Here is a 14,180-nt window from a genome sequence, read left to right as displayed (position 1 = left end):
TGTGGGGTCAGAACAGCAGGCTTTCGATGGCGTCGCCGATTTCCTGTTCGAGTTTTTCCAGAAAGCGCAATTTTCTAACCAGGACGGCGGCGCCGTCCAGATCGCCGGCGTCGTCCAGCGCCACGCCGAGGTGCTGCTGCAGGGCTGCAGCGTCGCGTTGCAGGTCCCGCGCCAGCTTCTCCAGTGCGGCCACGTCGTGCTCGTCCTTGGCCTCGCCGATCGCTTCGCGCCATTCCATCTGCGCCATCAGGAAATCGGCCGGCATGCTGGTATTGGTGTCTTCCTGGGTGTCGACGCCGGCCAGCTGCAGCAGATAGCGCGCGCGCGCCAGCGGCGATTTCAGGGTGCGGTAGGCTTCATTGGCGTGGGTCGCCATCATCAGGGCGGCGCGCTTCTCGGCGTCCCCTGCGCTGGCGTAACGGTCGGGATGGACCTGCGCTGCCACGGTGCGCCAGGCGCTATCCAGCTGGCCCGCGTCCAGCGCGAAGCGGCGCGGCAGCCCGAACAGGCTGAAATGGTCCTGCTTGAAGTCGAAGTTCATGGCATCTCGCAAACAGCGCCCTGCTTTTCAGACAAAACCGACCACGAAGGTCGGTTCCGGCAGCATGGCTCTCAAGGTGACTCAGACGTTGAAGCTCTCGCCGCAACCGCACTCGTTCTTGACGTTCGGGTTGTTGAACTTGAAGCCTTCGTTGAGGCCTTCCTTGGTGTAGTCGAGCTCGGTGCCGTCGAGGTAGGCCAGGCTCTTGGCGTCGGTGAACACCGTCACGCCGTGGCTCTCGAAGGTCATGTCCTCGTCGCTGGCGACGTCGACGAATTCCAGCTTGTAGGCCATGCCCGAGCAGCCCGAGGTTTTCACGCCGAGGCGGATGCCCAGGCCCTTGCCGCGCTTGGCGATGAAGTTGCGGACGTGGTCGGCCGCGCTTTCGGAAAGAGTGATTGCCATAGTCGTTCCTGCCGATGGGGCAGAGGGCAGGCGGCGCCTGCCATCCGCTTACTTGCCGTGTTTCTGTTTGTAGTCGCTCACTGCTGCCTTGATGGCGTCTTCGGCCAGGATGGAGCAGTGGATCTTCACCGGGGGCAGCGCCAGCTCTTCGGCGATCTCGGTGTTCTTGATCGACATGGCTTCGTCCAGCGTCTTGCCCTTGACCCACTCGGTCACCAGCGAGGACGAGGCGATGGCCGAGCCGCAGCCGTAGGTCTTGAACTTGGCGTCTTCGATCACGCCGTTCTCGTTGACCTTGATCTGCAGCTTCATCACGTCGCCACAGGCCGGGGCGCCGACCATGCCGGTGCCGACGCTGTCGTCGCCCTTGTCGAAGGAGCCGACGTTGCGCGGGTTCTCGTAATGGTCCAGGACCTGTTCACTGTATGCCATGGTGTAGTTCTCCTTGCGTGCGGGAGGGGCTGCCTCCCGCCGGTAATCTGGTTTAGAACCCGTTCCCGATCTTGCTGCGCATCCCTGATCGGGGCTCATGTGCTCTGCGTGCCAATCTTCAGATTGGTTCAGCGATCAGGAATCCTCATGTACTCCAGTACATTCCGGTTCCTGCGCTGCTCTTCACCCCGCTGAGGGCTGCTCGCGACTGATCGTGAACAGGTTCTTAGTGGGCGGCCCACTCGATGCTGTTGAGGTCGACGCCGTCCTTGAACATTTCCCACAGCGGGGACAGTTCGCGCAGCTTGCCGATCTTCTCGCGCATCAGCTGGATGGTGTAGTCGATCTCTTCCTCGGTGGTGAAGCGGCCGATGGTGAAGCGGATCGAGCTGTGCGCCAGTTCGTCGTTGCGGCCCAGCGCGCGCAGCACGTAAGACGGCTCCAGGCTGGCCGAGGTGCAGGCCGAGCCGGACGATACCGCCAGGTCCTTCACCGCCATGATTAGCGACTCGCCTTCGACGAAGTTGAAGCTGACGTTGAGGTTGTGCGGCACGCGGGCGTCGATGTCGCCGTTGATGTACACCTCTTCCATGTCCTTGATGCCGTTCCACAGGCGGTCGCGCAGCATGCGGATGCGCTCGTTCTCGGTCGCCATCTCTTCACGGGCGATGCGGAACGCCTGGCCCATGCCGACGATCTGATGCGGCGCCAGCGTGCCGGAGCGGAAACCGCGCTCGTGGCCGCCGCCGTGCATCTGCGCTTCCAGGCGTACGCGCGGCTTGCGGCGCACGTACAGCGCGCCGATGCCTTTCGGGCCATAGGTCTTGTGAGCGGAGAAGCTCATCAGGTCGACCTTGAGCTTGTTCAGATCGATATCGACCTTGCCGGTGGCCTGGGCGGCGTCGACGTGGAACACGATGCCTTTCTCGCGGCAGATCTCGCCGATCTGTGGAATATCCTGGATTACGCCGATCTCGTTATTGACGTACATCACGGATACCAGAATGGTGTCCGGGCGCAGCGCCGCCTTGAAGTCGTCGAGGTCGATCAGGCCGTTGTCCTTGACGCCGAGGTAGGTCACCTCGAAGCCCTGGCGCTCCAGTTCGCGACAGGTGTCGAGCACGGCCTTGTGTTCGGTCTTGACGGTGATGATGTGCTTGCCCTTGCTCTTGTAGAACTGGGCGGCACCCTTGATCGCCAGGTTGTCGGACTCGGTGGCGCCGGAGGTCCAGATGATTTCCTTGGGGTCGCAGTTCACCAGCGCGGCCACGTCAGCACGGGCTTGTTCCACCGCGGCTTCCGCCTCCCAGCCGAAGCTGTGGCTGCGCGACGCCGGGTTGCCGAATTTCTCGGTCAGGTAGACCACCATCTGTTCCGCCACGCGCGGGTCGACCGGCGTGGTGGCGGAATAGTCGAGGTAGATCGGAAGCTTGAGCTGACTCATTCTTAATATCTCCACAAAAGGCGTCCGGTTCACATGGCGCCGGTCGGCGTGACGCGAGCCCGCTGTGGCGTGGCTTCGCGCTTGTCCTGCATGACGTTCGAATCCTTGGCGTGCTGCTCGGCCACCAGGCTGAACAGCGTCACCTTGGACAGGTAATCGAAAATGGTGGCGTTGAGGTTGGTCCACAAGTCGTGGGTCATGCAGCGGTGGTTGTCATGACAGTTCTCGCGGCCGCCGCACTGGGTGGCGTCCACCGGCTCGTCCACGGCGGTGATGATGTCCGCCACCGAAATCTGGTCGGCGCTCTTGGCCAGGGTGTAGCCACCGCCCGGACCGCGCACGCTTTCCACCAACTCGGCGCGGCGCAGCTTGCCGAACAGCTGTTCCAGGTAGGAAAGCGAGATGCTCTGCCGTTCGCTGATCCCCGCCAGCGTGACGGGGCCGTTGCCATGGCGCAAGGCCAGATCCAGCATGGCGGTGACGGCGAAGCGTCCCTTGGTGGTCAAACGCATGATCTCAGTTTCCGTTGGGGATGGTTATCCGGATTATACCTAATTTCCGAGTAATTCAGTCAACTACTGGTCGGCCAAGTTTGTTCATCTGCATTGAGGCACGGGCAGAAGCCGTTTCGTCGACACCGGCTATAACTTGACTATTTTACTTGGTTTTAGCGTGGCTGGCATGTGTTTCTTAATGTTCCGTGGCCGCTTGGTGTATCATCAGTCAAACATTTGTTTGATTTGATGTGCCGGCCACTGCCGCCGGCAGGGAGTGAGCAATGCATAAGGTGGTCATTAGCGGCACGGGCCTGTTTACCCCGCCCAATGCGGTCGGCAACGAACAGCTGGTCGCGGCCTTCAACCAGTACGCCGCCCATTTCAACGCCGAACAGGCCGGGGCCATTGCTGCCGGCGAGGTCGAGCCGCTGGCGGCGTCGAGCGCCGAGTTCATCGAGAAGGCCTCGGGCATCCGCCAGCGCTTCCTGATGGACGCGGCGGGCGTGCTCGACCCGGCGCGCATGGCGCCGTGCCTGCCCGAGCGGGACAACGAGGCCCTGTCGCTTCAGGCCGAGATGGCGCTCGCCGCCGCGCGCGAAGCGCTGGCCCAGGCGGGAAGGTTGGCCGAAGATGTGGACCTGGTGATCGCCGCCTGTTCCAACCTGCCGCGGCCCTACCCGGCATTGGCGATCGAGGTGCAGCAGGCGCTCGGCATCCAGGGCTACGCCTTCGACATGAACGTGGCCTGCTCCTCGGCGACGTTCGGCATCCACAGCGCGGTCAATGCCATCCAGTGCGGACAGGCGCGCGCGGTGCTGATGGTGAACCCGGAAATCTGCTCGGCCCACCTCAACTTCCGCGACCGCGACAGCCATTTCATCTTCGGCGATGCCTGCACCGCGGTGCTGCTGGAACGTGCCGACCTGGCGGCTTCGGCCAACGTCTACGAAGTGCTGGGGACGCGCTTGGCCACGACCTTCTCCAACAACATCCGCAACAACTTCGGTTTCCTCAACCGCTGCGACGAGAGCGGCATCGGCCAGCCGGATAAGCTGTTCATCCAGCAGGGGCGCAAGGTGTTCAAGGAAGTCTGCCCGATGGTCGGCGAGCATATCGTGGCCCATCTGGAACAACTGGCGATTCGCCCGGATGACGTGCGCAGTTTTTGGCTGCACCAAGCCAATCTGGCGATGAACCAACTGATCTCACGCCGCGTGCTGGGGCGAGAGGCCACGCTTGACGAGGCGCCAGTCATCCTCGACCGCTACGCCAATACCAGCTCTGCCGGCTCGATCATCGCTTTCCATTTACATAAAGATCGGCTAGGAACTAATGATATGGGGGTGATTTGCTCGTTTGGTGCCGGTTATTCGGTGGGCAGCGTGGTGCTGAGGAAGAACTGAGTGTTGGCCCCGACCCTCATTGGGGACGAGGCCAACGGGGTAGGGCTTAGGCCAGTACGGTCGAGCGTGCCAGATCCTGGCGGGTCGCGATGCCGAAATCGTGCTCGCGTGCCACCGCCAGCGCGGCTTCGCGGAACTCGTGGGCGATGTCGGAGCGGATGCCGGTGCTCGGGTAGGCCAGCACGTACTGAAAGCGGGCGTCGGTCTGGAACGGACGCACCACCACGCCGTGCGGCTCCCACATCGGGGCGGCGAAGGGCTCGACGATCGAGATGCCGAAGCCGTTGGCCACCATGGCGTAGCGGGTTTGCGAGGTATGGGTGCGGATGGTGTAACGCGGGCGGATGGCCGGATCGGGCAGGTAGACCTCCTCCATGCCGCGCGACAGCGGGCCTTCGGACAGCCAGCCGATGACTTCCTGCTCGTGCAGGTCCTCCGGCGTGATCAGCTCCTTCCTGGCCAGCGGGTGCGCGGCCGGCATGGCGCACAGCACATTGCCCTCCAGCAGCGGCTCCGTCTCGATGCCGGCAATGGGGGGAAAGGCCTGGCACACCGCGATGTCGACCTTGAGGTCCTGCAGCCGCACCAGAATCTCGGGGCTGTTGGCCGTGTCGACCTTGACCGGCATGCCCGGTTTTCTCTTGAAGAATTCGCGCAGTATCGGTGGTAGCAGTGCGGTGGACAGTATCGGCTGACAGGTCACGGTCAGCCCTTCGGAGGCCTCCTGGCGGATGGTCTCGGCGGCCTGCTTCAGCCGCTCCAGGCCGAGAAAGTTTTCTTCCACGGCACGGTAGAAGCGTACTGCCGCCATGGTCGGTTCGAGCCGCCCCTTGGTGCGGTTGAACAGGCGAAAGCCCAGGTCCGCCTCGAGATCGGCGATCAGCCGGCTGATCGCCGGCTGGGTGATGTGCATGCGACGCGCGGCACCGACACTGGTGCCCGTCGCCATCAGACAGCGGAAGGCCTCGACTTGGCGGAAACGGATCATGGAGAACGCTTTCTTGAATGGCTGGCACAGGCCATATTATAACAATATAGCATTGGCTATCATCGTTTGCGAATAGATGTGATAGTTGAAGTGTGGAATACTCGGCGCGCACCAGCAGAAGTCGTCTCGGCGCCTGATAACCGCCGAGCGTTGGCCGCACGATCTCCCTCCGGACCCGTTCCGGGCGACATCAGGGGGAGAAAGGGCAGGGCGTGATTGTCGTGATGTCACCGCCTGCACCCTACCCGGGCGCTGGCGGACTGTAAAAGCTGAAACTTCAAATACAAGCAGGGAATAGGGAAACTATGAAAATTGCCAAGCATTTGCTGCTTACCGCCGGCCTGGTTGCCGGCGCTTCCATGGCGCAGGCCGCCGGTACCTTGATCTACTGTTCCGAGGGGAGCCCGGCCGGCTTCGATCCGGGCCAGTACACCACCGGCACCGATTTCGACGCCTCGGCCGAAACCGTGTTCAACCGCCTGGTGCAATTCGAGCGCGGCGGCACCAAGGTGATCCCGGGCTTGGCCGAAAAGTGGGAAGTCTCGCCGGATGGCCTGAACTACACCTTCCATCTGCGCAAGGGCGTCAAGTTCCACACCACCGACTATTTCAAGCCGAGCCGCGAATTCAACGCCGACGACGTGCTGTTCACCTTCCAGCGCATGCTCGACAAGAACCACCCGTTCCGTAAGGCCTACCCGACCGAATTCCCGTACTTCACCGACATGGGCATGGACGCGAACATCGCCCAGGTTGAGAAGATCGACCCGTATACCGTCAAGTTCACCCTCAAGAAGATCGACGCCGCCTTCGTGCAGGATCTGGCGATGAGCTTCGCCTCGATCCAGTCGGCCGAATACGCCGACAAGCTGTTGAAGGAAGGCAAGCCGCAGCTGATCAACCAACAGCCGGTCGGTACCGGTCCGTTCATCTTCAAGCGCTACCAGAAAGACGCCCAGATCCGCTTTGCCGGCAACAAGGAATACTGGAACAAGGGTGAGGTGAAGGTCGATAACCTGGTGTTCGCCATCACCACCGACCCGTCGGTACGCTTCCAGAAACTGAAAGCCGGTGAGTGCCAGGTCACCACCTTCCCGCGCCCGGCCGATGTGCCGGCGATGAAGGCCGACCCGAAGCTCAAGGTGATGTCGCAATCCGGCTTCAACCTCGGCTACGTCGCCTACAACGTCAAGCACAAGCCGCTGGAGAAGCTCGAAGTGCGCCAGGCACTCGACATGGCGATCAACAAGAAAGCCATCATCGACGCCGTGTACCAGGGCGCCGGTCAACCGGCCACCAACCCGATGCCGCCGACCCAGTGGTCGTACAACAAGTCGCTGAAGGACGCCCCGTACAACCCGGAAAAGGCCAAGGAGCTGCTGAAGAAGGCCGGCTTCCCGAGCGGCTTCGAACTCAGCCTGTGGGCCATGCCGGTGCAGCGCCCGTATAACCCGAACGCCAAGGTGATGGCCGAAATGATCCAGTCCGACTGGGCCAAGATCGGCGTCAAGGCCAAGATCCAGTCCTACGAGTGGGGCGAGTACCTCAAGCGCGCCAAGGCCGGCGAACACGACTCCATGCTGATCGGCTGGACCGGCGACAACGGCGATCCGGACAACTGGCTGGGCGTGCTGTTCGGCTGTGACGCGATGAACGGCAACAACTTCTCCAAGTGGTGCTACAAGCCGTTCGAAGACCTGATCCAGAAGGGCAAGGCCACCGCCAACGTCGGCGAGCGCACCAAGCTCTACATGAAGGCGCAGGAAATCGTGAAGCAGCAAGTGCCGCTGACCACCATTGCGCACTCCACGGTGAATCAGCCGATGCGCAAGGAAGTGGAAGGCTTCAAGGTCAGCCCGTTCGGCCTGAATTCCTTCTACGGTGTCAGCGTCAAATAAGGACGGCACTGCGCCTGTCTGATGGCTGATTTTCGGGGGCTGCGGCCCCCGATCCATTACAACGGTTCCGACCATGCAAAGGGCATGACCCGCAGCAGCTCGGGGCCGTTGAGCGGATGGTGGAAAGGCCGACTGGGGCCGGGAAAATGACCGCGGCCGGATGCATCTTCGTCGCTTCTTGACCTATATCAATACCCCCGCGCCAGCGCGATGTTATCGTTCTCTTGCCGTGACGGTAACGAGTAGCTGATGTGGGTGGGTGGTTCAGTTGCAACGTTATCGTCCGGCGCCTCCTTCTCTCTTCTCCCGCAGTTCTTCCTCCATCTTTCGCTTGGCATGATCCCTTACCCGGGGTCGACCAACAGTGCGCCTTATCGCTGCGTGCACTGAGCGTGGGAGATGTTTCATATGTTTTCATTCATTCTGAGGCGCTTGGGTCTGCTGCTGCCGACGTTCTTCGGCATCACGCTGATCACCTTCGGTCTGATCCGCCTGATCCCCGGCGATCCGGTGGAAGTCATGGTGGGCGAGCGCACGCTCGACCCGCAGATGCACGCCGACGCCATGCATCGCCTGGGCCTCGACAAGCCGATCTATCTGCAATACGTCGATTACCTGCATAACCTGGCGACCGGCCATCTGGGCGAGTCGCTGGTGACCAAGGACAGCGTGTGGAAAGAGTTCACCACGCTGTTCCCGGCCACGCTGGAACTGGCCGTGATGGCGATGCTGTTCGCCGCCGTGTTCGGTCTGCTGGCCGGCGTGATCGCCGCCATCAAGCGCGGTTCGATCTTCGATCACGGCGTCATGGGGCTCGCCCTGACCGGCTTCTCGATGCCGATCTTCTGGTGGGGCCTGATCCTCATCATGTTCTTCTCGGTCAAGCTCGGCTGGACTCCGGTCTCTGGCCGGCTCGACCTGGCCTTCGACATCGCGCCGCGCACCGGCTTCATGTTGATCGACGCCTGGTTGGCCGAAGCCGCCGACCCTTCACTCAACGCCGGTGCCTTCAAGGACGCCCTGAAGCATCTGATCCTGCCCGCCATCGTGCTGGGCACCATTCCGCTCGCGGTGATCGCGCGCATGACCCGCTCCTCGATGCTGGAAGTGCTGCGCGAGGATTACGTCCGCACCGCGCGCGCCAAGGGGCTGTCGCCGGCGCGGGTGATCTTCATCCATACCCTGCGTAACGCCATGATCCCGGTGCTTACGGTGATGGGGCTGCAGGTGGGCACGCTGATGGGCGGCGCGGTCCTGACCGAAACCATCTTCTCCTGGCCCGGCATCGGCAAGTGGTTGATCGACGCCATCAGCCGGCGCGACTACCCGGTGGTGCAAAACGGCATCCTCATGGTCGCCACGCTGGTGATCCTGGTGAACTTCATCGTGGATATCCTCTACGGCATCGCCAACCCGCGCATCCGTCATGCCAAGTAATCGCTCAGGAGCCGTCATGGCCAACGTACAAGCTTCTCCCGTTGCGACCGCCGCCGACGAGGTCGCGCTGTCGTATCCGTCCCCGCTGAAAGAATTCTGGCAGGGCTTCTCCCATAACAAGGGTGCCGTGGCCGGATTGATCTTCATGATCGCGATCGCCGTCAGTGCACTCCTGGCCCCCTGGCTCGCGCCGTACAACCCGATCGAACAGTACCGCGACGCCATCCTCGCACCGCCGGCCTGGATGGATGGCGGCACCAGCCGCTTCCTGTTCGGCACCGACGAACTGGGGCGCGACCTGCTGTCGCGACTGATCCACGGCGCGCGCCTGTCGCTGCTGATCGGCCTGACCTCGGTGGTGATGGCGATGGTGCCCGGGGTGATCCTCGGCCTGATCGCCGCCTTCTTCCCCAAGGTGCTGGGCAGCCTGATCATGCGCCTGATGGACATCATGATGGCGCTGCCGGCCCTGCTGCTGGCGGTGGCCATCGTCGCCATCCTCGGCCCGGGCCTGATCAACACCATGATCGCCATCGCCATCGTGGCGCTGCCGGCCTATGTCCGCCTCACCCGCGCCTCGGCGATGACCGAACTCAACCGCGACTACGTCACCGCCTCGCGCGTGGCCGGTGCCGGCCTGCTGCGCCTGATGTTCGTCTGCGTGCTGCCCAACTGCATGGCGCCGCTGATTGTGCACGCCACCATGAGCTTCTCCTCGGCCATTCTCGAAGCCGCCGCGCTGGGCTTCCTCGGCCTCGGCGTGCAACCGCCGACCCCGGAATGGGGCACCATGCTGGCCTCGGCGCGCGACTACATCGAACGCGCCTGGTGGGTGGTGACCCTGCCGGGCGTGACCATCCTGCTGTCGGTGCTGGCCATCAACCTGATGGGCGACGGCCTGCGCGATGCGCTCGACCCGAAACTGAAGCGCGCCGCGTAAGGGGAAATACATGAGTCTGTTGCAAATCAAGAACCTCTCGGTCGAGTTCGGTTCGGACAAGAACCCCTTCCGCGCCGTGGAAGGGCTGGATCTCACCGTCGATCAGGGCGAGATCGTGGGCATCGTCGGCGAATCCGGTTCCGGCAAGTCGGTGACGATGATGGCGATGATGGGCCTCCTGGAAGGGCAGGGCCGTATCGTTGCCGACCAGCTGGAGTTCGATGGCAAGAACCTGCTTACCATCAGCGCGCGCGAGCGGCGCAAGATCGTCGGCAAGGACATCTCGATGATCTTCCAGGACCCGATGACGGCGCTCAACCCGAGCTTCACCGTCGGCTACCAGATCATGGAAGTGCTCAAGCTGCACCAGGGCCTGCGCGGCGCGGCGCTCAAGGCGCGCGCGCTGGAGCTGATGGAAATGGTGGAAATTCCGGCGGCGGCCAGCCGCCTCTCCGCCTATCCGCACCAGCTCTCCGGCGGCATGAGCCAGCGCGTGGCCATCGCCATGGCCATCGCCTGTAATCCGAAACTCTTGATCGCCGACGAGCCGACCACCGCGCTCGACGTCACCATCCAGGCCCAGATCATGGAACTGCTGGTGTCGCTGCAGCAAAGCCAGAACATGGCGCTGATCCTCATCACCCACGACCTGGCCGTCGTGGCCGAGGTGGCGCAGCGTCTAGCGGTGATGTACGCCGGCCAGGTGGCGGAAATGGGCAAGGTGCCGGACATCTTCCGCCACCCGACCCATCCTTATACCGAAGCGCTGCTGAAGTCGATCCCCGAGCACAGCAAGGGCGCACACCGCCTCTCCACGCTGCCGGGCATCGTGCCGGGGCAGTACGATCGGCCGTCGGGCTGTCTGCTGTCGCCGCGCTGCCCGTACGTGCAGGAGCGTTGCCGCGCCGAGCGGCCGGCGTTGACCCCTCTGCCTCAAGGCGCCGTGCGTTGCCATTTTCCGCTGTATGACAAGGAGTCCCGATGACTACCGTTCTTGAAGCGCGGGAACTGACCCGCTATTACGACGTGTCGCAGGGCTTCCTCAAACCCGCCGCCACCGTCAAGGCGCTCAACGGCGTCTCGTTCTCGCTCCAGGCCGGCAAGACGCTGGCGGTGGTGGGCGAGTCTGGCTGTGGCAAGTCCACGCTGGCGCGCCAGCTGACCCTGATCGAGCCGCCGACCTCCGGCTCGCTGCTGCTCGACGGGGTCGATGCAGCCAAGGCCGACCGTGCCACCCTGAAAACCATGCGCACCCGGGTGCAGATGGTGTTCCAGAACCCCTATGCCTCGCTCAACCCGCGCCAGAAGATCGGCGACCAGTTGGCCGAACCGCTGCTGATCAATACCTCGCTGTCGGCGGCCGAGCGCCAGGCCAAGGTGCGCGCGATGATGGCCAAGGTTGGCCTGCGCCCGGAGCACTATTACCGCTACCCACACATGTTCTCCGGTGGCCAGCGCCAGCGTATTGCCATCGCCCGCGCGATGATGCTCAACCCCAGAATCGTCATCGCCGACGAGCCGACCTCGGCGCTTGACGTCTCGATCCAGGCGCAGGTGCTCAACCTGTTCATGGATTTGCAGGACGAGTTCAAGACCGCCTACGTGTTTGTCTCGCACAACCTCGCCGTGGTCGAGCACGTCGCCGACGACGTGATGGTGATGTACCTCGGACGCGCGGTGGAAAGCGGCAGCAAAGAGCAGATCTACTCGCGGCCGCTGCACCCGTACACCCAGGCGCTGTTGTCGGCCACGCCGTCGATCCGCCCGGAAGATCGTCACGCCAAGATCAAGATCGTCGGCGAACTGCCGAGTCCGCTCAACCCGCCAACCGGCTGCGCCTTCCACAAGCGCTGTCCGCACGCCGTAGAACGTTGCCGCAGCGAGGTGCCGTCATTGCGCCCGGTGGAAGGTCACCTGGTGGCGTGTCATCGCGCGGAGGAAATCAACGTTTGATAGACTGAAAGCAGCGCCCGGCCTAAAACCCCGCTCCAGGCGGGGTTTTTTGCTATGCAGCAAAAATAACTTTACCTTGCCCGTTTTGCAGGATAGATTCGACCATGGTGCAGATGAATAAAACAGGAAAACGCAAATTGAAGCGAGCCGTGTACGCCGGGAGTTTCGATCCGGTCACCAATGGACATCTGTGGATCATTCGCAAGGCCGTCGAGCTATTTGACGAAGTGATCGTCGCCATTGGCGTCAATCCGGACAAGCACTGCAGCTTCAGCGTCGAAGAGCGTCTTGAGATGCTGCTCGCCGTCACGCAGGAATTTCCCAATCTGCGCGTCGAAGTCTTCGAGAACCAGTTTCTGGTCAATTACGCCCAGTCCGTCGGTGCCAACTACATCATCCGCGGCATCCGTACCGCCAGCGATTACGAATACGAGCGCACCATGCGCTACATCAATACCGACCTGCACCCGGATATCACCACCATCTTCCTGCTGCCGCCGCGCGAATACGCCGAAGTCTCCTCCACAATGGTCAAGGGGCTGGTCGGACCGCAAGGCTGGGAACAGGTGATCCGCCAATACCTGCCGGAACCGGTCTGTCTCAAGCTGGTGGAAATGCACCACAAGCCATAACGAGTCATAATATCTCCCGCTCGGCCGCCCGCTGGCCGAAACACCCCGCGCGTCAGATTCCGAAACTGGCGCGTTTTGCTTTTTGATGGACGCCGGCTCCAAACCGGTCAGAAGAAGGATAGCGCCATGGTGGATGTGACACCGTTCGCCAATCGACTCGGCAAGAATTTCAAGCATTACGCCAAGTGGGCCCGCCGCCAGGGCATCGAGGCATGGCGCGCCTACGACCGCGACGTGCCGCAGTTCCCGCTGGCGGTGGACATCTACGGCCAACGCGCCCACGTGCAGGAATACGATACCGGCTGGGAAATGGACGACAGCGAGCGCGAAGCCTGGCTCGACGCCTGCCTGGACACCATTCAGCAAGTCACCGGTGTGGCACGTAAGCACATTGCGCTCAAGACCCGCCGTCGCCAGAAGGGCGAGAATCAATATGAGAAGCTCGGTGAGCTGGGCGACGACTTCATCGTCGAAGAGTTCGGCCAGCGCTTCATCGTCAACCTCGAAGCCTACCTCGACACCGGTTTGTTCATCGACCACCGCAACACCCGCAAGCGCGTGCGCGAAGAAGCTGCCGGCAAGCGCTTCCTCAACCTGTTTGCCTACACCGGCAGCTTCACCGTCTACGCCGGCGCCGGCGGGGCGGTCAGCTCGGAAACGGTCGATCTCTCCAACACCTATCAGGACTGGTCGCGCCGTAACTTCGAGCTGAACGGCTTGGACCTGAGCCGCCACCAGCTGGTGCGTGCCGACGTGTTCCAGTACCTCGACGACGCCATCTACCAGCGCAAAGAGTTCGACCTCATCGTCATGGACCCGCCGACCTTCTCCAACTCCAAGAAGATGCTCGACATCCTCGATGTTCAGCGCGACCACGTGCGTCTGATCGACGACGCCATGGCGCTCTTGGCGCCGGGCGGCACGCTGTACTTCTCCAACAACCTGCGCTCGTTCACCCTCGACTCGGGGCTGTCGGAGCGTTACGAGGTGCGCGACATCAGTACCCAGTCAGTGCCGGAAGATTTCCGCAACAAGAAGATCCACGTCTGCTATCGGCTGCAGCATCGCCCCTGAGGCTGGGGTACCGCTCCATGTGGCGGGGGCGTCGAGCAAAAAAGGAAGGCATGCCTTCCTTTCTTGCTGCCTGTTAAGGGGCGGGAAGCAGGAAATAGGGGAGCGGAAGCCTGGGTTGTCACTGTGTCTACCGATGATCCTCCCTCTCTTAAATGGCCTGCCCATTATTCGTTCGAATCTACTTTTCTTTAATTATCAATTGTTTGTCGATTTTTCGAGAAATTTCTGTCATTTTTCTGCAAAGAAGCGTTGACGGGGGTTGGGTCGGGGCGTATAGTTCGCCTCCTCAGCTGACGCCGCGACGGAAACGAGGCGGTCAGCACCGCTCTTTAACAGACAGAATAACCGATAGGTGTGAGTGCTCGGCAAAGCCGACACTTGCACTGCAAGACAGGAAGTATCTCGATATTTCTTTGATCTTGCGTGCCAAAAATTGCTATGAGATTGAACTGAAGAGTTTGATCCTGGCTCAGATTGAACGCTGGCGGCATGCTTTACACATGCAAGTCGAACGGTAACAGGGGCTTCGGCCCGCT

Annotated in this window: 14 protein-coding genes and 1 rRNA gene; 9 read left to right on the top strand and 6 right to left on the bottom strand. The window is 62.1% G+C overall.

Annotated features, from left to right (window positions below; all coding sequences use genetic code 11):
* Nucleotides 1–7 precede the first annotated feature (7 nt).
* The 5 genes from hscB to iscR form a co-directional block, all read right to left on the bottom strand.
* Nucleotides 8–541, bottom strand: a complete 534-nt coding sequence (gene hscB, locus B9N72_RS14005) for a Fe-S protein assembly co-chaperone HscB (protein ID WP_085276929.1) — start codon at nt 539–541, stop codon at nt 8–10.
* An 81-nt stretch (nt 542–622) separates the two neighbouring features.
* Nucleotides 623–946 carry an iron-sulfur cluster assembly protein IscA gene (gene iscA, locus B9N72_RS14000; RefSeq protein WP_085276928.1) on the bottom strand — a complete coding sequence of 108 codons (324 nt, stop codon included), beginning with the start codon at nt 944–946 and terminating at the stop codon, nt 623–625.
* A 48-nt stretch (nt 947–994) separates the two neighbouring features.
* Nucleotides 995–1,378 carry a Fe-S cluster assembly scaffold IscU gene (gene iscU / locus B9N72_RS13995; RefSeq protein ID WP_008952566.1) on the bottom strand — a complete coding sequence of 128 codons (384 nt, stop codon included), beginning with the start codon at nt 1,376–1,378 and terminating at the stop codon, nt 995–997.
* 226 nt (nt 1,379–1,604) lie between these two features.
* Nucleotides 1,605–2,822, bottom strand: a complete 1,218-nt coding sequence (locus B9N72_RS13990) for an IscS subfamily cysteine desulfurase (protein WP_085276927.1) — start codon at nt 2,820–2,822, stop codon at nt 1,605–1,607.
* Between the two features lie 29 nt (nt 2,823–2,851).
* A complete protein-coding gene (gene iscR, locus B9N72_RS13985) occupies nt 2,852–3,334 on the bottom strand; it encodes a Fe-S cluster assembly transcriptional regulator IscR (RefSeq protein ID WP_085276926.1) in 483 nt (160 codons plus the stop codon).
* A gap of 266 nt (nt 3,335–3,600) precedes the next feature.
* Between iscR and B9N72_RS13980 the strand changes: the two genes are divergently transcribed.
* On the top strand, nt 3,601–4,722 hold the full coding sequence (locus B9N72_RS13980; RefSeq protein WP_085276925.1) for a beta-ketoacyl-ACP synthase III: 1,122 nt from the start codon (nt 3,601–3,603) through the stop codon (nt 4,720–4,722).
* 46 nt (nt 4,723–4,768) lie between these two features.
* Here the strand turns inward: B9N72_RS13980 and B9N72_RS13975 are convergent, their stop codons facing one another.
* Nucleotides 4,769–5,710 (bottom strand): LysR substrate-binding domain-containing protein, encoded by a 942-nt coding sequence (locus B9N72_RS13975; protein ID WP_085276924.1) that lies wholly within the window; start codon nt 5,708–5,710, stop codon nt 4,769–4,771.
* Between the two features lie 305 nt (nt 5,711–6,015).
* Here B9N72_RS13975 and B9N72_RS13970 point away from each other — a divergent pair, with 305 nt between their 5' ends.
* From B9N72_RS13970 to B9N72_RS13935, 8 genes are all read left to right on the top strand, one after another.
* Entirely contained in the window at nt 6,016–7,608 is a 1,593-nt protein-coding gene (locus B9N72_RS13970; RefSeq protein WP_085276923.1) for an ABC transporter substrate-binding protein, read from the top strand.
* Nucleotides 7,609–8,016: 408 nt separating this feature from the next.
* Nucleotides 8,017–9,045 carry an ABC transporter permease subunit gene (locus B9N72_RS13965; protein ID WP_008952572.1) on the top strand — a complete coding sequence of 343 codons (1,029 nt, stop codon included), beginning with the start codon at nt 8,017–8,019 and terminating at the stop codon, nt 9,043–9,045.
* A gap of 16 nt (nt 9,046–9,061) precedes the next feature.
* Nucleotides 9,062–9,985 (top strand): ABC transporter permease subunit, encoded by a 924-nt coding sequence (locus tag B9N72_RS13960; RefSeq protein WP_085276922.1) that lies wholly within the window; start codon nt 9,062–9,064, stop codon nt 9,983–9,985.
* A gap of 10 nt (nt 9,986–9,995) precedes the next feature.
* Complete coding sequence (locus B9N72_RS13955) at nt 9,996–10,970, top strand: ABC transporter ATP-binding protein (protein ID WP_085276921.1); 975 nt, start codon at nt 9,996–9,998, stop codon at nt 10,968–10,970.
* Nucleotides 10,967–11,938: a peptide ABC transporter ATP-binding protein gene (locus tag B9N72_RS13950; protein WP_085276920.1), complete on the top strand. Its 972-nt coding sequence runs from the start codon at nt 10,967–10,969 to the stop codon at nt 11,936–11,938. The genes B9N72_RS13955 and B9N72_RS13950 overlap by 4 nt, the downstream gene beginning before the upstream one ends.
* Before the next feature lie 104 nt (nt 11,939–12,042).
* Nucleotides 12,043–12,570, top strand: coding sequence for a pantetheine-phosphate adenylyltransferase (gene coaD / locus B9N72_RS13945; protein ID WP_085276919.1), 528 nt, complete (start codon nt 12,043–12,045; stop codon nt 12,568–12,570).
* 126 nt (nt 12,571–12,696) lie between these two features.
* Complete coding sequence (locus B9N72_RS13940; protein ID WP_085276918.1) at nt 12,697–13,644, top strand: class I SAM-dependent methyltransferase; 948 nt, start codon at nt 12,697–12,699, stop codon at nt 13,642–13,644.
* A 446-nt stretch (nt 13,645–14,090) separates the two neighbouring features.
* Nucleotides 14,091–14,180, top strand: a 16S ribosomal RNA gene (locus B9N72_RS13935); the annotation flags it as partial.

It is taken from the genome of Pseudogulbenkiania subflava DSM 22618 (assembly GCF_900177275.1).
In the GTDB taxonomy this organism is placed as follows: domain Bacteria; phylum Pseudomonadota; class Gammaproteobacteria; order Burkholderiales; family Chromobacteriaceae; genus Pseudogulbenkiania; species Pseudogulbenkiania subflava.
The sequence above is the reverse complement of the archived record's forward strand: the minus strand, read 5'-3'. Positions and strand labels throughout refer to the sequence as shown.

Bases quoted from the DNA above. Each gene is read 5' to 3' on its own strand.
- hscB (WP_085276929.1), bottom strand. From the start codon at position 541: ATGAACTTCGACTTCAAGCAGGACCATTTCAGCCTGTTCGGGCTGCCG.
- iscA (WP_085276928.1), bottom strand. From the start codon at position 946: ATGGCAATCACTCTTTCCGAAAGCGCGGCCGACCACGTCCGCAACTTC.
- iscU (WP_008952566.1), bottom strand. From the start codon at position 1,378: ATGGCATACAGTGAACAGGTCCTGGACCATTACGAGAACCCGCGCAAC.
- B9N72_RS13990 (WP_085276927.1), bottom strand. From the start codon at position 2,822: ATGAGTCAGCTCAAGCTTCCGATCTACCTCGACTATTCCGCCACCACG.
- iscR (WP_085276926.1), bottom strand. From the start codon at position 3,334: ATGCGTTTGACCACCAAGGGACGCTTCGCCGTCACCGCCATGCTGGAT.
- B9N72_RS13980 (WP_085276925.1), top strand. From the start codon at position 3,601: ATGCATAAGGTGGTCATTAGCGGCACGGGCCTGTTTACCCCGCCCAAT.
- B9N72_RS13975 (WP_085276924.1), bottom strand. From the start codon at position 5,710: ATGATCCGTTTCCGCCAAGTCGAGGCCTTCCGCTGTCTGATGGCGACG.
- B9N72_RS13970 (WP_085276923.1), top strand. From the start codon at position 6,016: ATGAAAATTGCCAAGCATTTGCTGCTTACCGCCGGCCTGGTTGCCGGC.
- B9N72_RS13965 (WP_008952572.1), top strand. From the start codon at position 8,017: ATGTTTTCATTCATTCTGAGGCGCTTGGGTCTGCTGCTGCCGACGTTC.
- B9N72_RS13960 (WP_085276922.1), top strand. From the start codon at position 9,062: ATGGCCAACGTACAAGCTTCTCCCGTTGCGACCGCCGCCGACGAGGTC.
- B9N72_RS13955 (WP_085276921.1), top strand. From the start codon at position 9,996: ATGAGTCTGTTGCAAATCAAGAACCTCTCGGTCGAGTTCGGTTCGGAC.
- B9N72_RS13950 (WP_085276920.1), top strand. From the start codon at position 10,967: ATGACTACCGTTCTTGAAGCGCGGGAACTGACCCGCTATTACGACGTG.
- coaD (WP_085276919.1), top strand. From the start codon at position 12,043: ATGGTGCAGATGAATAAAACAGGAAAACGCAAATTGAAGCGAGCCGTG.
- B9N72_RS13940 (WP_085276918.1), top strand. From the start codon at position 12,697: ATGGTGGATGTGACACCGTTCGCCAATCGACTCGGCAAGAATTTCAAG.